The organism is Thermobifida cellulosilytica TB100 (assembly GCF_001517975.1).
GTDB classification, from domain to species: Bacteria; Actinomycetota; Actinomycetes; order Streptosporangiales; family Streptosporangiaceae; genus Thermobifida; species Thermobifida cellulosilytica.
Map to the genome: position 1 here is coordinate 690,327 of NZ_KQ950180.1, position 18,628 is coordinate 708,954.

The 18,628-nt window shown below is 69.8% G+C and carries 16 protein-coding genes; 5 read left to right on the plus strand and 11 right to left on the minus strand.

All coding sequences use genetic code 11. From position 1 onward, the window contains the following. Positions 1–164: 164 nt before the first annotated feature. The gene (locus AC529_RS02930; RefSeq protein ID WP_068753356.1) at positions 165–1,286 is read left to right on the plus strand and encodes a S1 family peptidase; all 1,122 of its coding nucleotides are present in this window, start codon (positions 165–167) and stop codon (positions 1,284–1,286) included. A gap of 124 nt (positions 1,287–1,410) precedes the next feature. Beyond that, a complete protein-coding gene (locus AC529_RS02935; protein WP_068753357.1) occupies positions 1,411–1,785 on the plus strand; it encodes a DUF3054 domain-containing protein in 375 nt (124 codons plus the stop codon). A 61-nt stretch (positions 1,786–1,846) separates the two neighbouring features. Here AC529_RS02935 and AC529_RS02940 read toward each other — a convergent pair whose 3' ends face one another. From AC529_RS02940 to AC529_RS19905, 4 genes are all read right to left on the minus strand, one after another. Beyond that, positions 1,847–2,545 (minus strand): hypothetical protein, encoded by a 699-nt coding sequence (locus AC529_RS02940; protein WP_068753358.1) that lies wholly within the window; start codon positions 2,543–2,545, stop codon positions 1,847–1,849. A 12-nt stretch (positions 2,546–2,557) separates the two neighbouring features. Beyond that, positions 2,558–3,319: a C2 family cysteine protease gene (locus AC529_RS20740; RefSeq protein ID WP_232306541.1), complete on the minus strand. Its 762-nt coding sequence runs from the start codon at positions 3,317–3,319 to the stop codon at positions 2,558–2,560. A 92-nt stretch (positions 3,320–3,411) separates the two neighbouring features. Then, a complete protein-coding gene (locus AC529_RS20745) occupies positions 3,412–3,936 on the minus strand; it encodes a hypothetical protein (protein ID WP_232306542.1) in 525 nt (174 codons plus the stop codon). Positions 3,937–4,319: 383 nt separating this feature from the next. Beyond that, on the minus strand, positions 4,320–4,496 hold the full coding sequence (locus AC529_RS19905) for a hypothetical protein (RefSeq protein WP_157080029.1): 177 nt from the start codon (positions 4,494–4,496) through the stop codon (positions 4,320–4,322). 584 nt (positions 4,497–5,080) lie between these two features. Between AC529_RS19905 and AC529_RS02950 the strand changes: the two genes are divergently transcribed. Then, positions 5,081–8,218 (plus strand): DUF3427 domain-containing protein, encoded by a 3,138-nt coding sequence (locus AC529_RS02950; RefSeq protein ID WP_068753359.1) that lies wholly within the window; start codon positions 5,081–5,083, stop codon positions 8,216–8,218. Between the two features lie 65 nt (positions 8,219–8,283). Here AC529_RS02950 and AC529_RS19365 read toward each other — a convergent pair whose 3' ends face one another. Next, a complete protein-coding gene (locus AC529_RS19365; RefSeq protein ID WP_083947889.1) occupies positions 8,284–8,547 on the minus strand; it encodes a GntR family transcriptional regulator in 264 nt (87 codons plus the stop codon). Positions 8,548–8,706: 159 nt separating this feature from the next. On the opposite strand from AC529_RS19365, the gene AC529_RS02960 reads away from it, so the two are divergent. After that, positions 8,707–9,093 carry a hypothetical protein gene (locus tag AC529_RS02960; RefSeq protein WP_157080030.1) on the plus strand — a complete coding sequence of 129 codons (387 nt, stop codon included), beginning with the start codon at positions 8,707–8,709 and terminating at the stop codon, positions 9,091–9,093. Beyond that, positions 9,093–9,521 (plus strand): hypothetical protein, encoded by a 429-nt coding sequence (locus tag AC529_RS21230; protein WP_332307034.1) that lies wholly within the window; start codon positions 9,093–9,095, stop codon positions 9,519–9,521. Before AC529_RS02960 ends, AC529_RS21230 begins: the two co-directional genes overlap by 1 nt. A 213-nt stretch (positions 9,522–9,734) precedes the next feature. On the opposite strand, the gene AC529_RS19910 is transcribed toward AC529_RS21230, so the two are convergent. The 6 genes from AC529_RS19910 to AC529_RS03000 form a co-directional block, all read right to left on the minus strand. Beyond that, positions 9,735–10,442 carry a hypothetical protein gene (locus AC529_RS19910; RefSeq protein ID WP_157080031.1) on the minus strand — a complete coding sequence of 236 codons (708 nt, stop codon included), beginning with the start codon at positions 10,440–10,442 and terminating at the stop codon, positions 9,735–9,737. Further along, positions 10,435–11,598 carry a C40 family peptidase gene (locus AC529_RS02970; RefSeq protein WP_068753362.1) on the minus strand — a complete coding sequence of 388 codons (1,164 nt, stop codon included), beginning with the start codon at positions 11,596–11,598 and terminating at the stop codon, positions 10,435–10,437. Before AC529_RS02970 ends, AC529_RS19910 begins: the two co-directional genes overlap by 8 nt. Next, positions 11,598–12,245 carry a hypothetical protein gene (locus AC529_RS02975; RefSeq protein WP_068753363.1) on the minus strand — a complete coding sequence of 216 codons (648 nt, stop codon included), beginning with the start codon at positions 12,243–12,245 and terminating at the stop codon, positions 11,598–11,600. Before AC529_RS02975 ends, AC529_RS02970 begins: the two co-directional genes overlap by 1 nt. An 86-nt stretch (positions 12,246–12,331) precedes the next feature. After that, positions 12,332–14,716 (minus strand): type IV secretion system protein, encoded by a 2,385-nt coding sequence (locus AC529_RS02980; RefSeq protein ID WP_198156272.1) that lies wholly within the window; start codon positions 14,714–14,716, stop codon positions 12,332–12,334. Beyond that, on the minus strand, positions 14,713–17,196 hold the full coding sequence (locus AC529_RS02995; protein ID WP_068753365.1) for an ATP-binding protein: 2,484 nt from the start codon (positions 17,194–17,196) through the stop codon (positions 14,713–14,715). The genes AC529_RS02980 and AC529_RS02995 overlap by 4 nt, the downstream gene beginning before the upstream one ends. Positions 17,197–17,238: 42 nt before the next feature. After that, a partial coding sequence (locus AC529_RS03000) for a MinD/ParA family ATP-binding protein (protein WP_394326426.1) occupies positions 17,239–18,628 on the minus strand: 1,390 nt, incomplete at its 5' end.

Consider the following 18,628-nt stretch of genomic DNA (forward strand, 5'->3'; position numbering starts at 1 on the left):
TACCAGCATGTTTCTCATTACGGAGGGTAAATAGAGGGTTACCAATTGTCCGCTGGGTGGAGCGGCATCCCCCTACGAGAGGGATGACCGCCCGGGAACGCACCGACCGACTGGCCGGTGTCTCTCCTCTCCACGGACTCCGGCACCCCAGAAAGGAACGGGACGTGAACCGACCCTCCACCCGCAGAACCGTCCGCGCCCTGCTCACCGCGGCCCTGGCGGCCACCGCACTGACCGCCCCGGCCGCTCCCTCCCTCGCCCAGGAGGCCTCCCAGGAGGCCGCCCTCACCCGCGACCTCGACCTGACCGGAACCGAGGTCGCGCTGCTGCGCGCCGCCGAGTCCGAGGCGATGGACCGCGAGGAGGAGCTGAGCGCCGTCCTCGGCTCCGACTTCGGCGGCGTCTACCTGGCTCCGGAGACCGGAGAGGTCACCGTCGCGGTCACCGACCCCGCAGCCGTGCCCGTCGTCGAGCAGTCGGGGGCCACCGCCCAGGTCGTCACCTTCGGCGAGACCGCGCTCAACGACTTCGTGGACTCCCTCAACGCCGTCGCCGACCGGGCCGACGAGCAGATCACCGGCTGGTACACCGACCTCGCCGCCGACACGGTGGTCATCACCGCCTTCCCGGGCGGCTCCGCTGCCGCCGAGGAGCTGGCGGCCCTGGCGGGCGTCGACGAACGGGCGGTGCGGGTCACCGAGAGCGCCGCGCGACCGCAACTGTTCGCCGACGTCATCGGCGGCAACCCCTACTACTTCGGGGGGTACCGCTGCTCCATCGGCTTCTCGGTGCGCAAGGGCTCGGACACCGGCTTCGCCACCGCCGGCCACTGCGGCGAGACGGGCACCCTCACCCGCTCCCCCGAGGGCGTGGTCGCCGGATCGTACTTCCCCGGACGCGACATGGGCTGGGTGCGCCTCACCGGCGCCGACACCGTCACCCCTCTCGTCAACCGCTACGACGGGGGGACCGTGACCGTCACCGGTTCGCAGGAGGCCGTCACCGGCTCCTCCGTCTGCCGCTCCGGCTCCACCACCGGCTGGCGCTGCGGCATCATCCAGTCGAAGAACCAGACCGTCCGCTACGCCGAGGGCACCGTCACCGGTCTGACCCGCACCACCGCCTGCGCCGAGGCCGGCGACTCCGGCGGCCCCTGGCTCACCGGCTCCCAGGCCCAGGGGGTCACCTCGGGCGGCAGCGGCAACTGCCGGACCGGCGGCATCACCTACTTCCAGCCCATCAACCCGCTGCTGTCCTACTTCGGCCTGGAACTGGTCACCGGCTGAGCGGGACCCGCAACCGCCCAGCCCCACCGCACGGGCTCCGGTCCGCCGCGGCACCGGACCGCCGCGGCGGACCGGACTTCCACCCTCGATCCGCCGACCGGTCACTCCCAGTTAGGCTGACAGCATGCGTTCCCTTCCAGCCGCCATCGTCGACTCCGCCGTGGTCGTGCTGTTCGTACTGATCGGGCGGTCCAGTCACGGCGAAGACCATGCACTGATCGACGTCGCCGCCACGCTGTGGCCGTTCGCCGCCGGCCTCGCCCTGGGCTGGCTGGTGACCCGGGCGTGGCGCCTGCCCGTCGCCCCGCTCCGCACCGGCCTGGGGGTGTGGGCCATCACCGTCGCCGCGGGCATGGCCCTGCGCGCCCTGTCCGAGGGCGGCATCGCCGTGACGTTCATCGCGGTGGCGTCGCTGTTCCTCGGCACCGGCCTCATCGGCTGGCGCGTCGTCGCCGCCCTGGTGCTGTCCCGCCGCACGACCGCCCCCAGTCCTCGGTGATCTCGACATCGGCGGGCCGCTTCGCACGGATGCGCGCCCGCTGCCGTCAAGGCCGTCGTGGTCACTGGTCGACGCGGAAGTAGAGGACGCCGTCCCCGACCTCCACGATGGTGACGGTGTGCCCCGCCGTCTCGACCTCGTCGCCCGCGCGGACCTCCTTCTCCTGGCCCTCTCCCTCATCGGGGGTCAGCAGGATGCGCGCGGTGTCGCCCACGGTGGTCCCGAGTCCGATGCGCAAGCCCGGGGCGGCGACAACCTGGCGGCCCAGGCTCACCGCCTGGACCTCGGGATCGTCCATGGGGTCCCCGCCGCTGTCGGCCGCACCGCCCTCGGACGGGGACCGCGGTTCCGCGGAGGGCTCCGGCGCCCGGGGGTCGACCACGTCCAGCAGCACCCCGTCCGGATCGGTGTCGACCCGCACCACGGTGACCGACCGGCGCCCCACCTGGAAGGTGTCCCCCTCCTCGGCGCGGACGACCTCGCTCTCGGCGTCGTCCGCGTACACCTGCAGGAGCGCTTCCCCCTCAGCGGAGACGTCCATCAGACCGATCAGCATGTCCTCGTAGGCGGTCTGCGTCCCCTGCTTCACGTACCGGAGTTCCCCCGAAGCCTCGGGCACCGGCTCGGCGGGGGTGTCGTCCGTACAGCCCGCCACCGCCAACAGCGCCACCGCCACGACCGCGACGAGCCCCGCCCACCGGGACCGCCGGACCCGTCCGGGGGTGGTGGGGGACGCCGGGAGAAAACGAAACCGGGACATGGTCGCAGCCTCTCATCCGAGCCGGGTGGCGTGCATCGCGGCGAAATTCTCGTTGACCTCGTCCATGCTGAGCACGATGTCCTTGGTGTGGGGACCCCACGGGTTGCGGAGCGTCACCTCGTCGGCTTCGGCGTCGACTGCGATGACGAAGTAGACGTGGCCTGGGATCAAGGGCTGCCCGTCCCGGCCCACGAGGTCTCCCTTTCCGGTCCCGTCCTTGGGGAAGCCCCCCCACTGGATCTCCGGTGGGGTGGAGAAGGTGATCGCCTCCCCCGAGTCGAACCGGTCAGCCAGGTCGTCGAGGTCGACGTCGGTGAAGTCCGGCACATACCCCTGCATGAAACCTTCCGAGAACAAGTCCATCGCCGCGCCCGCGTGCCAGTTCTCCAGGTTCGCGTAGTCTCCGCCCTGCAACTGCGCGTAGGCCTTCTCCAGGACCGCGGGCCAGATCACCGGGGGATGCTCCAGGGAGCCCGCGAACGCGAGGTTGCCGTTCGCGTCGAGCGGGAAGTCGGGGGTCACCGTGATCGGCTCCCGCCCGGGGAAGGTCACGGTGAAGGTGCCGTTGAGGTTTTCCCGGATCATCTCGTCCACCAGTTCCGGACTCTGCACCGCCATCGCCCCCAGGGTCGCCATGAACCAGCAGTCGCCGAGCGCCCGCTGGTTGACGTGCTCCCAGGAGACCTGGCCGTCCTCCCCGTACAGGCGGTACTCGTCGAGCTGACCGTATTCGACCCGGTTGGGGCTCGCCCCCGAGGCCCTGTCACCGTTCACCCTGTCCAGTGAGGGTTCGGCGAACATCTCGACGCCGCTGTCCCGCAGCCGGCGGATCGTGTCCAGCGAGGCGGTCCGCCGGATCTCCTCGATCAGGTCGAAGTACTCCTGCTCCAGGGGATCGGTCCGGAGGCGAAGAGCTGCCCCAGCTCCTCCTCGGACAGGGCCGCCACGACGGCCGCGAACTCCTCCGGGGAAAGGTCCGAGTAGAGGTCGTAGGCACAGGTCCCGGTGAACCAGGGGGCGTCCGCGTTCCACCGGTCCAGGCACCCTTCGAGCTCGTCGAGGACGGCTTCCACCACTTCGGGGTCCGCGTCCGCCGGGTCGGGGCCGGTGTAGGGCTCGGCCGGCGGACCCGCCGGATGCCCGGGCGGCGGTCCCCGGTGGGAAACCGGAGGTTCCGGGTCCGCGTTGCCCTGACCATTGCCGCCAGTGTCGGGATTCGACTCGTTCCAGTACTGCTGCCCGCCGTCCCGGGGCGGTGTCCCTCCCGCCGTCGTCTCCGCACCGGTGCCGTCAAGGATGGCCGCGACCGTGTTCTGCGTCCCCGCCGCGATCCTCTCGGCGATCCCGGAAGCGAAGAGGACGAGCGCGATGGCCGCGACGAGGGCGATCACTCCCGCGTATTCAACGAACGAGGCACCGGAGTCGCCTCTGTGGGGGCTTCGGGACACGGTCGACGCCACCGCCTGTCCTGTTGGGCCGGCCGGTTTGCGGGCAACAGTGACGCATCATACTGATCAACCGGTTTTTCCGATCTGGCCGCTGTCCGGAACGAGCGCGGCGCCGTACGCCCCCGGTGAACTGTGAAATCCCTGGTGGTAGCGGGTTTCAGGGAGCTTGGCGGTTCCGGGCCGCCCGCCGCGCCGCCCCATCAGGCCGTGACCACAAGCGGCCAGTCCACGGACCGGCGGTCGGACCTCTTCCACTGCCGGCAGGATGCCTCTTCTTCCTCAGCAGCGGCGGCCGCCGTTCCCGCTGACGTTCCCCTCCGGCACGCTCATCCTGATCTCTGGTTGCCCCCGAAGGCGTCTTCTGTTTCGGGCTCCGGCTCCGCGGTGGGCCGCCGGGACGGCGACCCGTCAGGAGCGGGCGTGTCCTCGGGGTCCACGATGCCCAACAGCACCCCGTCCGGATCGGTGCCGACCCGCACCACGGTGACCGACCGGCGCCCCACCCGGAAGGCGTCCCCGCCACAGCCGTCACGATCTCGCTCTCGACGTCGTCTGTGTGGACGTGGAGGGTCGCCTCCCCCGCGGAGGAGGCGTCCATCAGACCGATCAGCATGTCCTCGTAGACGGTCTGCGTCCCCTGCTTCACGTACCGGAATTCGCCCGACGCCTCGGGGAGCGGCTCGGCGGGGGTGTCGTCCGCACAGCCCGCCACCGCGACCGCGACGAGCCCCGCCCACCGCAACCGCCCGATTCGTCCGGGGACACGGCGCGACGGGGGGGGGGAAACGGAACGGCGGCATGGTCCGGCCTTCTGTCCGAGCCGGGAGCGTGCACGTGCCCCGGTACCGTCGTCCACCGCCACCGGCCCTCGTGCGAACCGTCGAAACCACGCCCCGGCCTCCCCTCCGGGGAACACCGTGGCCGGATACGGCCATGCCCGGCCTCCACCGGCCGGTCTTCTCTCGTCGAAGGACGAGCGAACGCTCGTCCGCCCCCGGTCGCCGCTCCTCCGCCCGGGACGTCCACCGCACCGGCCCCCGCGGGCACGGGTGGCATAATCGCCTCGCATCCCCCACGGAGGACCCCGGTGCCCCATCCCCCACGAGGCTCCCGCCCGGCCGCCGGGCTGTACGAGAGCCTGCTCACCGACCGGCTCGAACAGTACGTCGAAACCCTGTCCGCACAGGGTTGGCAGGCGGTACGCGAAGAGGTGGGCGACCACTCCTCCCCGCACGTCCTGGCCCGCTACGTCGCTGACCGGGTGGAGCGGACCCTGCGCCGCCTGACCCCGGAGGAGCGGGTGTCCGCCGCCAACCGGCTCCTCGACCTGCTCGACCCCCTGGACGGCACCGGGGACGACCGTCCGGAACGGGTGGCCGACGGCCCCCGGCGGCTGCTCGCCCTCGTCGGCGGGGAGGAGGACGCACCGCCCAGGCGTCCGGCCATCCCGCTGTCGGAGGCCGCGCTGCTCACCAACGCGCCCGACGAACCCCGCCTCGGCTCGGAACTGCGCCGGGAACTGGACACCGCCGACCGGGTCGACCTGCTGTGCGCCTTCATCAAGTGGCACGGGCTGCGCTGGCTGGAGCAGCCGCTGCGGGCCGCGCACGCCCGCGGGGTGCCGGTCCGCGTCATCACCACCACCTACCTCGGGGCGACCGAACGCCGCGCCCTGGACCGGCTGGCCACCGAGTTCGGCGCCGAGGTGAAGGTCAACTACGAGACCCGCGCCACCCGGCTGCACGCCAAGGCGTGGCTGTTCTGGCGCGACAGCGGCTACCACACCGCCTACGTCGGCAGCTCCAACCTGTCGCGGACGGCCCTGCTGGACGGCCTGGAGTGGAACGTTCGCCTGTCGGCGGTGGCCACCCCGGCGGTGCTGCGGAAGTTCGCGGCCACCTTCGACTCCTACTGGAACGACCCCGCCTTCGAGGCCTACCGGCCGGACCGCGACACCGCGCGACTCGACGAAGCCCTGGCCGAGGCGGGCGGCCGACGCCCCTCCGACCGCCGCATCACCCTGTCCGGGCTGGCGGTCCGGCCGTTCCCGCACCAGCGGGACATGCTGGAACGGTTGGAGGTCGAACGCGCCGTCCACGGCCGGAACCGCAACCTGCTGGTCGCCGCCACCGGGACCGGCAAGACCGTCCTGGCCGCCCTGGACTACCGGAACCTGCGCCACCGGTACGGGGAGCGGCCGACCCTGCTGTTCGTCGCGCACCGCCGGGAGATCCTGGAGCACGCGCGCCGCACCTACCAGGAGGTCCTCGACGACGCGGAGTTCGGGGAACTGCTCGTCGGCACCGAACGGCCCCGCGCCTGGCGGCACGTGTTCGCCGGAATCCAGGCCCTCACCGCGCGCCGCCCCTGGCCCTTCGCCCCCGACCACTTCGACGTGGTGGTGGTCGACGAGTTCCACCACGCGCAGGCCGCGAGCTACCGGGCGCTCCTCGACCACGTGCGCCCCCGCGAACTGCTGGGCCTCACCGCCACCCCGGAACGGGCCGACGGCGTCAACGTCCAGGACGCGTTCTTCGACGGCCGCATCGCCGCGGAACTGCGGCTGTGGGAGGCCCTCGACAACGACCTGCTCAGCCCGTTCCACTACTTCGGGGTCACCGACACCACCGACCTGAGCGGGGTTCCCTGGCGGCGCGGCGACTACGCCGCGGACGCCCTGGACCGGCTGTTCACCGGCAACGACGCCCGCGCCCGCCTGGTGCTCAGGGCAGTGCGGGACAAGGTCGCCGACCCGCACCGCATGCGCGCCCTCGGCTTCTGCGTGTCCGTCGCGCACGCCGAGTACATGGCGGAGTTCTTCCGCAGGGCGGGCCTGAACGCCCGGGCCCTGTCCGGCAAGACCCCCGAACGGGAGCGCCGCGAGGTCCTCGACGGGCTGCGCGGCGGCACCGTCCAGGCGGTGTTCTCCGTCGACCTGTTCAACGAGGGCGTCGACCTCCCCGACGTGGACACCCTGCTGCTGCTCCGCCCCACCTCCAGCGCGACCGTGTTCCTCCAGCAGCTCGGCCGCGGCCTGCGGCGCACCCCGGACAAGGCGGTGCTGACCGTCCTCGACCTCGTCGGCCAGCACCGCCGGGAGTTCCGGTTCGAGAACCGGTTCCGGGCCCTGACCAACCTCACCCGCCGCCGCCTGGTCGACGCGATCGAACGGGACTTCCCGCACCTGCCGTCGGGCTGCCAGATCGTGCTGGAACCCAAGGCCAAGGAGACGGTCCTCGCCAACATCAGGGAGCGGATCGCCCTCAACGCACGACAACTGGTCCGGGAGATCCGCGACCACGGCACCACCGACCTGGGCGAGTACCTCGCCGAGAGCGGCCACGACATCACCGAGGTCTACCGTTCCAAGCGGTCGTGGACGGGCCTGCTGCGCCTCGCGGGCCTGCTGCCGGGCCCCGCCCCCGACGGGGAGGCCGCCCTGCTCCGGCGGGTGACCGGGTTCCTGCACGTCGACGACCCGGTGCGGGCCGCCGCCTACACGCGTCTGCTGGCCGACGACGCCCCCGACTACGCGGACCTGGACGAAGGCGACCGGGCTTTCGCCCGGATGCTGTTCTTCTCGCTGTGGCCGAACGGCGGCGGCTTCGCCACCTACCAGGAGGGGCTGGACCGGCTCCGGCGCCACCCGGCGGTCCGCGACGAACTGCGCCAGGTGGTCGCGTACGGCCTGGCGCACACCCGGCACGTGCCCGTGCCGCTGCTGCTGGACACCGCGCCCGGCCTGCCGCTGGCGGTGCACGCCTCCTACAGCCGCGAGGAGATCCTGTCCGCGCTGGGCCAGAGCCGCCTGGGCGGCGGACTGCTGCCCGCCAACTTCCGCGAGGGGGTGCGGTGGTGCCCGGACATCGCCACCGACGCGCTGCTGATCACCCTGGACAAGGACGAGAAGGACTTCTCACCGCAGACCCGCTACCGGGACTACGCGCTGAACGAGCGGCTGTTCCACTGGGAGTCACAGAACCGGACCGCCGACACCTCCGCCACCGGGCAGCGCTACCAGCACCACCGGGACATGGGCAGCCACGTGCTGCTGTTCGTGCGCCGCAGCAAGAGCACCGAGGTCGGCTCCGCCGCACCGTGGATGCTGCTGGGCCCGGCCGACTACGTGGAGCACACGGGCAGCAGGCCGATGGCGGTCACCTGGCGGCTGCACCACGCGATGCCCACGGACGTGTGGACGTACTCTACGGTCCGGGCGGGGTGAGGGGCGGGGCGTTGATCTTGTACCCAGGGACATCTGGGCGTGCCTAAATGTCCCTGGGGTCAGGATCAACGCGGTTGGACGTAGGCCCCTTTGCCTTGGACGACACGGAGACGTCCGTGTTCCGCCAGGTACTCCACTGCTTTGCGCACAGTTCCGCGCGCCAACCCGAACTCCTGGACGAGTTGGACGAGCGAGGGGATAGGCAGGCCAGGTTTGTACCAGCCCGCGTCGATGCGAGCCACGAGGATGGCGGCCAACTGAGCCCAACGGGGGTCGGGGCCGTCCATGTCCAACTCGCTGTCTGGGCCATATCCGCTGGGCAAGTCCATGACACTAGCGTGCACTTCTACGCCTAGCCCAGGAATGTCGGGGAAGACCTTGGACGACCTTGTACCAGTCACGGTAGAGTAAAGGCTCACACACAGTGAGACCCCCGCGACGGTGGCCGCCGTCCGGGGGCACGGCCAACGCTTCTGGGGAGCGCTGACATGAGAACTCTACTCGGCGTGTGCGCTTTGGCGCTGCGCATGATCCGTCCGTCCCGAGGGCTGCACCGGGTGTCCCGGCGGGACCAGTGGGAGTGGTCCGCCCCGTCCGGTGACGGGCAACGACCCCGGCCTGCGGCGGCCCGCCGCACTTCCCCGGCCGCTCCCTCCCGGGTCCGCCCCTACGCGGCACGGGTGCCGCTCGCCACCGCACTGCCGCCCCGGCCCGACCTGCCCTGGGCTCCGCGCGTCCCCGCCGAGGACAGCCTGCCGCAACCGGCCATGATCCGGCCCTACCTCCTCGCCCACGAGGAACGGGAGCGGGCACGCGCCCGCGCGGCCCGGGTCCAGCGGCCCGGCTCGGACCTGCTCATGGCGGAGGCGTCCTGATGCGGAACTACGAAGTCAACCCGGTTCCGGAACTGTGCGAGGACGCCGCCGGAGACCCCGCGCACTACGTCGTCTCCGACTCACTGGGCCGCACCCTCGGCTACGTCACCCGCGATCTGGACGGAGCCTGGCTGGTCTCCGCCGTCGGCCACGGCCCCGGACCGGACACCCGCGACCTGGCCGAGGGGGCGCGGTGGGTCGCCGCACACGCGCACCTGGACGAGGAAGCGGACGCGGTGACGCCGTCAGCGGACCGCTCCTGGGAGACCGACCAAGCCGACCTGCTCTACGACGCGCTCTCCGAAGCACTGCGGGAACACGCCCCGGACGCCGCGGACCAGGCGTTCACAGCCCTGGACGAATGGCTGCGCCGAGGACGGAGCCTGCCCCGACCGTGGCAGCGGGACGCCCTTTCCACAGAGGAGTAGCCACAACACCCACCGGTGCGGGTCGCCCGGCGGCTCGCACCGGGATCTGTCCGCTGTACGGCGAGGGGCGGATGGTCGCGCAGGATCCGCTGCTGGTCCTTGGGATTCGTAGACGGCAGCCCTGGGAGAGAGCCCAAGAGTGGACTTCTTCAACTAAAGGGAATTCAAAACATTCCCCCAACCAGCACCCCCACCAGGGATTTCCATTCAAGATCAATCTGGAATAGACCGGTCCAAAATCTCACGAACAACAGGAATCACCTGAAGAACGAGAGCTTTATATTCGGTCTCCAGAGACTCTCCGGAAACCGCCTCATTTTTAAATACAAAAGAGAAGGACGTATTTTTCACAACTCCAACAAGGATAAATATTTCATCCCCCCCGGACACCCCGTACACATAGCGCCCCCCATCGGGAAGCTCCCCAATGTCCCCCTCTTCCAAAACTTCCCCAACAAGAGGGGCCGCATCCTCATAAAGCTCCTCCAAACCAACCGGAGAGCCTCCTATTTTCGATTCATAAGAAAGAGACATCTCCGATTCCACCATGCCCCCAACAATAATACTCCAGGAGCATTTGTTGGAAATTTCACGGACTCCTGAACTTCCCCCTTCCAGGCCAGTGTCAACAAAATTACTTCCATCATCCAAGCGCTCCTGATAGACAGCCCCAAAGGCCCGAACTCCCTCGACATCCTGACACAAATCAAAGGAACCAGGCTCAAGAGAAGAAACAGGACTCTTAGTAGGAGGAGGACCTACTGGAGTGGCAGCAGAACCAGCCAAACCTTCCGAAGCAGTGGAAACAAAAGCTTTGACAATCCCAGAAATAATCCAGACCACTAGGAGTCCTGCAGCTACCCCGGAACCGACTACAACCAGAAAAGCCTTGATTCCGTGGAGTCCCTGCTTCTTACTCACGACTCTCCAACTGTGCCTTGGCTTCCGGCGCTTCCAGCGGCCGGGTGAATCCCATGATCGGTGACCTGTTCGGGCTGTCGTACTCGCGGACCGCGATCGGTCCGCAGTTGGTGCACCAGGCTTCGACCATCAGGCCGTCGCCGATCACCATGCCGACGTGTCCCGGTCCCGGTGGCTCTCCGGCGCGCTGCACGTCGAAGAAGACCAGGTCTCCCGGCTGCTCCTGGCCCTTGGGGACTCTGGGGCCGTAGTTCCACTGGTCCTGGGAGACACGGGGGATCGTCACTCCGATGCTCTCGTAGGCCCGCATCACCAGCCCGGAGCAGTCGAAGCCGTTCGGTCCCGTGCCGCCCCACACGTAGGGCTTGCCGCGCTGGGCCAGCGCCCAGTTCACCACCGCCTGGATGAGGTCGTCCGGTGCGGTCCCGATGATGCCGCCCTCCGCAGTCAGCGTGCAGTTGACCGCCGTGGCGATCGACGCCCCCGCCGTGTACTCACCGTCGGCGTACTTCTCCGCCCACTCCAGCACGTCCTCCACGTACCACCAGGCGTGGTTGTAGGCGTAAATCGCCTGGCGGAGGTCGTTCTCGGCACCGTGGGCGAGCAGGTAGTCGGCGGCGGCCGGGATGGCGTCCGCCGGGTCGTACACGTTCACGATCCCGTCGCCGTTGCCGTCCTGGCCGTACCCCTCCTCGGGGCGGTCCTCGACCGGCATGATCGGCTCCCCGCCCCAACTGTTGCCCGCCGCCGACCCGTCCAACGCGCCGAACTGCATCGGCCCGGCCGCACCCCAGTCGTTGTGCCCCTCTGTGATGCCTGGCCCGTCCCAGCGGCCATGGTGGCTCTCCACCTGGCCGATCCCGGCGAGGACGTTCCAGGGGATGCCCTTCTCCTCACCGACCTCCTGGTAGATCTCCAGGTAGTTCTCGGGGATGGAGTCCTCGGCGTATCCAGAGGCCGCCACCTGTTCGGTCTCGCTGGTACACCTGAGACCACCGGCGGCGAGGTTAGCGACGCTCTGGTTGACCGTGGCCAGCGGAATGACGATCACCGCGATACCCACCACGCCCGCGACGAGCAGTCCCACCCCGACCGCGAGCCGGGTGGCGCAACTGCCGTTGTCGGACGAGGGCATGCGTGTGAACAGCCGGAGCATCAACCGCCTCCCAGGTTGCCCGCATCAGCCGGTTGGAAGTCGTAGACCCGCCAGTCTCCGCCCTTCTTGACCATGGTGACGGCAAAGTCGCCGAGATTCTGGGACTTGCCGTCGTTGCCTTCGGTGATGGACTGCACCCTGAGGACGAAGACGATCGACTCCTTGTCGAAGCCGCGGATCGACTCCACGACCGCCCGCCCGGTGGAGACCGCCTCCTCCTCGGCGCGCTCTCCCCACAGCGCCCCGGCCCCCGAACTCTGCGCGAGGGTCTGGGCGTACTCCTCGGTGGCGTACTGGCCGAGCCGGTCGTAGTACTCCTCGGGCGATTCCGAGTAGTCGACGGTGCCGTAGTCGGTGGCGAACGCCTGGGCCACGGCCGCCGCCGCGACGAACTCCTCCTCCGTGAAGGGCAGCCAGTCGGCGAGTTCCATGTCCTCAACCGCCACCGTGGGCAGGGGAACCGCGGGCTCGTCACTCCCCTCCCCCTCGCTCGCGCCGCCTCCGCCGCCTTCGGCCGTCTGCTCCTGCTGTTCCGGGTCCGACGTGTCGGAACCGCCCAGACTCCAGTAGATGCCAAAGGAGACGAGGATCACGATCAGGATGCCGAAGACGAGACGCTGCGCACCGTCGGAAAGTGGCTTGGGCATGGGGGCTTCCTGCGGGTGAGGCGGATTCGGGGATGGTGGCCGGCGGCGCGGGGCTCCACGGCCCCGCGCCCGCTCAGGTATCGAGGTCAGTCATCGCTGTCGAGCCAGAAGGGGACGTCCCGCGTGCGGTCGCGGCGCGCGGAATCCCCCGTCCAGAACGGGCTGATCGGAGCGTCCTTGTCCTTCTTCGACCCGGTCAGCCAGGTGTCGCCGTCACCGCCGCTGCGCTCACCGGACGAGGAGGGCGGCGCCGGGGCGGGCCGGGCGGGCGGCGGTGTGCGCTTCTCGCCACGGGTGCCGGGTCCCGCCCAGCGGGAGGGACGGGGCAGTGTGCTGCCCTGCGGCGGGGTCTCCGTACGGCCACCGAACAGCCCTGTTCCGGAGGCGGCAGAGGATCCCGACCGCGGCGGCGCGGCGTCTCCACTCCCGCGTGAAGGAGCTTCGGCACGGTGGGCGTTGCCGGAGGAACCGGTGCCGAACACCGAACTCCACCCGGTGTCCCCCACCCCGGTGTAGCCGCCGGAGGGACGCGGCGGGATGGCGCTGTTGCTCGCCCCGCCGCCGGTGCCCTCGAAAAGGCTGCTGCCGGAGGAGGCGGACGCGGCCGTGCTGAGCCGGGGCGCCTGAGAGGAGTCCCGCTGCGGTGCGGCACCGGCCTTGGCTGCGCCGCCGGAACCGCCGTCGAGGTTCAGCGGCGGCGGGGCGGTCCTGCCCGGGGTCCGGCCGTAGCCCGCCGCACCTCGGGCTCGGGCCCGGCCTCCGCCCTCGGTGGCGGTGGCGCCACTTTCGCCCTCGGTCTCTGCTGCGGTCTGGCCGTCCACCGCGTCGACCGCCTCGGCCGTGGCCGCCGCACCCGCCGTGGCGGCTGCACCAGCCGGAATCGCCGCGGCCCCGGCGGCCAGTTGCGGCGCCCGGTTGAGGCCCCACTTCTGCGCCTTCATGTAGGCCACCGGCGGCAGCACGTTGGCGCTGGCCTCCAGCACCCTGCTGTTGACCGCGTCACTGACCATGCGCGAGGTGAAGGTGTTGGCGTTCACCGAGGCGAACAGGTTCGCGAACGGCTTCCGGTAGATGAACAGGGCCACGGTGAACAGGGCCAGCAGGATCATCTGGAGGCCCCAACCCAAGTTGGAGGCCATTACCAGGCCATAGCACATGACCAACACAGAGATGAGCAGGACAACGAAGATCTGCTTGAGCAGCAAACCCAGCAGCAACTCCAGCCAGCGGATCAGAACCGTACGTCCATATCCGGGATGGATTCCAATCAGCAGGAATATTGGAGCAAGCAACAAGAGAAGAAGGAAACCAATTTTGAGAACAATCAGCGCAACAGCACCAGCAAGGATCAGCCCCCCTGCAAAAATAGAAGCAAAGAGGGCAAGAGTTGCCACCCCCAGACGACTTTCCTGCTGACTCCCCTCAAAAAGCGGATATACTTCCGGATAGGCAGTTTCTATATCTGAAGCTATCTTTTCATAAGCAGCCTGCTTGTCAGCATAAAGTTCAGCGGCATCTATTTCACCGCTGGCAATCAAGTGCTGCTCCGAACGGCTGATCCCCTGGGCTTCAAGAAGGTCCATCCCATAGCGCAGAGCAGCAGCTTCCGCTACTGGACCGGTGCCAAACTCTCCCGCCATCCAAGGCGTACACACAAGCCCAGACCAAAGCATCTGGGAATTCTGACGAACAGCGAAGTCGTTCGCACTCTCCCACTCCGCTTTCTCCATTTCTGGAGCACCACTAGGACAGGAAGAAGCACCAACCGGAGCACTGATCCTCGAAAGCGCTGAATTAATTAACTGTCCACCAGAATTGACTATGGCCCCCGCATAGCCAAGGATCTGCGAAGGACTGACCAGGATCCAGATGCCCAGTGTCGTTGCGAGCACCATCCACACGGCGCTCTCGATGGTCAGGGTGACCCGTTTGCGGATGAGGCCGTACCAGCCCAGCCACACCGCGCCGAGGATGATCACCGTCGGCAGCAGGGGGCGCCAGATCCCTTCGCGGAGTTCGGCGACGACGCTCTCGACCAGACGGTTGAAGCTGTCGAGCAGGCCGTCCGAAGTGGCCGCCTGGTAGACCGTGATCGTGGACTGGTTGATGGTCTTGGACAGGTCCCAGGCGGTGTTGCTCAGCGTGGCGACCGCGCTGGAGCTCAGCTTGTCCACGCAGGATTCACGGATGATGTGCCACTGCTGTCCGGCCGTTCCGTACTGACCGTAAATGCTCGCGTCAGGCGGAAGCCCGTCGGGAGAACCAACGATCGCCTCCTCTGACCTCGGCGGCACCAACAACCCGTCCGCGCCCGAGCCCGCCGCTTCCGGTTGGGGGGCCGGTTCTCCTTCGCACCCCGGAACGGCGGCCTGGACCGAACCGATCGGGACCAGCACAAAAGCCAACAACAGCGCGGCCAAAAAGGCGAATTTTCGCAGGTCGAGTCGCCGAACCCGGCCCAACAACGTCATGACAGCGGCTCCCGAATGTCCCGCGCGGTGCTGCCCACCAAAGCGCCGTCCTCCTCAACCTGGGGCTTTCGCCGTGTCGGGTTGGTGTCGAGCCACCGAAGCAGCTCCTCCGAGATGAGGTCGACGGCGATACGTCCGGCTCGCCCGTCGAGATCCCGGAAAATGCATTCCCCGTTCCCGAGGTTGCGCAACACGGCGATGTGCTCTTCGGACGGTTCGATTCCCAGCAGTGCCATGACGTTGCGCACCTCGACCCGCTCGGTGGAACGGAATGCGAAGACACTGGAGAGGCAGTTGGTGACCTGTTCGTTGAGCAGGTCGCCGGCGTTCTGGCTGACCAGGATGAGCGCGGTGTTGCGGGACCGGCCCATGCGGGAGACCTCGGGCACGAGTTTGGCGCCCTCCGGGGTGGAGGTCACCGCCCACGCCTCGTCGAGGAAGATCGCCTTGGGCAGCCGCCGGTCCAGCCCGTTCATCAGGCGGCGGGCGAACTGGCTGACCAGGTAGAGCAGGGCGACGCTGAGCCGCTGCTCGTAGCTGTAGTCGTCGCGGTGGAGGGTGGAGTCCGGCAGGGTCAGGCCGCCGAGGGTGAACACGGTGGTCCACCCCTCGGTGTCGATCTGGGTGTCGCCCTGCGGGTCGAAGCAGAGCCGGGCCAGCCGCATCTCCGACATGGACCGCAGCACCGCGCCGAGGTTGCGGGAGGCCGCGTCGTCGGAGGACTCCAGGTAGGTGACGACCTTGGCGAGGCTGGGCTGGGGCTGGTTGGCGACCGCCGCCACCGCCTGGATCATCGCGGACTCGCGTTCCTCGCTCATGCGGGGCAGCAGCAGCCGCAGCGTCTCGGTGGCCATCGTCTTCTTCGTGGGCAGGTCGTCGCCGAACCCGAACGGGTCGAGCAGTCCGGCCTGCGCCGACTCCAGCGACATGATCCGCGCCTTGCGGCCGCGCCGCCGCAGCAGTTGCACCAGGGACTCGGCGTCGCCCTTCGGGTCGATCGCGGCGACCGTGACCCCGCGCAGCGCCAACTGGTAGATGAGCAGCAGCGCCAGCGTGGTCTTGCCGCCGCCGGGCTCGCCGGTGATGGCGATGGCGGTGGGCCGGTTGCGGGCGGCGGCCACCATCGGGTCGAAGTGGACGATGGACCGCGCCCGGCCCAGGGTCTCCCCGATGTAGGGGCCGATCCAGCCCGCGCCGCTGGCGTCGCGCCGGTCGCCGAGCTCCACGGTGGCGGTGGGCATGCCGCCCGCGATGGTGCGCAGCGGCTGGCGCTGCACGTACGCCTCCAGGCGCAGCCGGTCGCCCGGCAGCGACTCGCAGAACAGCGAGAACTGGTCGCCGGTGGACTGGGTGATGTCGATGCCCATGTCGCGGTAGTGCTCGACGACCGCCTCGACCCGCTGCACCAGCAGGTCCTGGGTGGGTGCGGCCACGATGAGCCGGTACCAGCCGTACACGAACGGCAGCCGCTCCTTGGTGATGCCGTGCTCCAGCATGCGGGCGGCGTTGATCTGCTCGACCAGGCCGATGTCGGGGGCCTGGCCGGCCTCGCTCATGTGCGCCTCCATGTCGCGGGCGTGCGCGAGGCGGCGGGAGACGTCCTTGCTGGCCTTGGCGGGCGGCACCAGCTTCATCCGCAGCGACGCCTCCACGGGGAACGGCAGCGCGTCGGCGAAGTGCAGCCACGGCTCGCCGTCGGGGAACGGCATCAGGTCGGGGAAGCGGGAGAACGACAGGTACGACACGTACGCCTCGCCGCCGGGCTGCTCCAGGCGCAGGTGGGAGCGGCCGTTGTGGATGACCCCGTCGACGAGCGCCTCGATCTCGCCGCGGCCCCAGCGGCGGCGTCCCGCCGCCGAGCGCTCCGGCTCCTCGATGGTGCCGGTGACGGCGTGCCGCAGCAGCCAGGCCAGTTCGTCGGCGCGGGCGTGGCGGGCGTGCAGGGAGCTGGCCGCCAGCGCCCGGCCCAGGCGTTCGGCCTGCTCGGTCCAGCGGGCGAGCTCCCGGTCGGAGACGGCGTCGTCCTCCAGGCCGAGGACCTGCTCGGTGCGCTGGTAGACGCCGAACAACTGGGCGAAGACGCCCTGGGAGAGCTGGGCGCGCACCCCGCGCGGTCCCAGGCGCACCCCCAGGTAGACCTCCTTGGTCCAGAAGTCCCTGGCCCACACGTGCCGGTACATCTCGTCGAGGTACTCGTACCAGCCCGGGCCGGAGTCGGAGGTGAGGGCGAGCTGCTCGGCCCACTCCTTGGCCGGGTAGGTGCGGTGCGCGATGCGCAGGTGCACCTCGGCGTCGTTCATCCGGATCGCGGCCAGCGCGATCGTGATGTTCGTGGCGAGGGCCTCGCGCTCCTCCGGTGTGGAGAACTCGTAGGAGATCGTGGGCAGGCGGAAGTAGGCCCAGGCTTCGGTGTCGCTGAGCAGCACGCGATCGTCGAAGTAGCGGACCGCCAGCCTGCTGGCGCGTCTACTGACGTTCATCGGCTCTCCTCCTGCACGGTACGGGGCTGGGACGGAACGGCCTCACCGCTTCGGCTCGGCGCTACGGGCGGCGAGGCTGGCGGCCACCACCGCCGCGAGGGCGGCGTGGGCGCGGCGCGTGGTCTGGCGCAGCGCCTTGATGTCGATGACGGACTGGGCGGACGCGATGTGGTCGTCCCAGGGAACGCGGACGATGGCGCGGCAGTTGCCGCGGGCGACCTGTTCGGCGGCGTCCACGTCGGCGAGGCTGCGCCGACTGACCCCGTTGATCACGACGATCGCGCGGGACCGCAGGTCGGCGTAGCCGTGGCCGTCCAGCCACTCGAAGGTCAGCGCCACCGAGCGGGCCGCGTCGGCGCTGGCGGGCGCCACCAGGACCAGTCCGTTGACCACGGGCAGGGCGCGGGCCACTCCGGTGGCGGCCGGGTCGAGGAGGGTGATCGCGTAGTGCCGCCGCAGCGTCCCGGTGAGCGTGATGTAGTCGCGGTCGTCGAGGGTCTGGACGTAGGGGTCGTCCAGGGTGGCCACGACCTCCAGGCCGCTGGGGGTGCGGGAGGTGTAGCCGCGCAGCGTGGAGTAGGCGTGCAGGGCGTCGGTGTTGGCCAGCAGTGAGGTGAGGGTCTCGGGGGTCTGGGTGCGGATCCGGCGGGACAGGCTCTGCGGTCCCGGGTTGATGTCGACGGCGACCACGCGGTCGTCGCGGTAGGCGGCGAGGGTGTGGCCGAGCATGAGCGTGGTGACGGTCTGCCCCGCACCGCCGGTGCAGCCGAGCACGACCAGGCCGCGGGAGCCGTCCAGCGGGGTGCGCAGCCGTTCCAGTTCGGCGGGCGGCAACTGGGGTCTGGCGGCGGAGGAGTGGCCGCCGGTGACCACGCGGGCCAGGCGGCGCCAGCCGCGGGTGCCGCCGCCGGGCGAGTCGGCGGTGTAGGCGGGGGCGGGCTGGTCCGCGGCCGCGGTCGGCGGGCGGCTGCCGCCGCCGGGCGTGGTGGAGCCGGAGAACAGCTGCTGCTCGCCGGTGCCGTGGTCGAGTTGCAGGTCGGGTTTGTCGGCCGCGGGCTGCTTCGGGGCGCTGTCCCGTTCCTGGCTCGCGGTGCCCCGGGCTGGGGTGAGCATGCTGCCGACCCTGCGGGCGTTGTCCACGAACCGGGAGAGCAGGCCGCGCTCGCCGGTTCCGGAGGTCTCGGCGGGTTCGGAGGTCTCGGCGGGTTCGGCGGCGGGGGCGCGGTCGGCGGTGGGGCTGCCCGCGGAGCGCACGCTGCGGGCGAGCCGGTTGGAGTGCCGGGAGCGCAGCTCCTGGTCACCGTGGTCGGCGGAGCCGTCGGTGGCGGCGTTCCGCTCGGAGTCGGCCAGGCCGCGGCGGCGCAGCGCGGCCTGTTCGATGGCGTCCAGCTCCTCCTCGGTGCGGCGGTGCTGGGTGGCGTCGGTGAAGCTG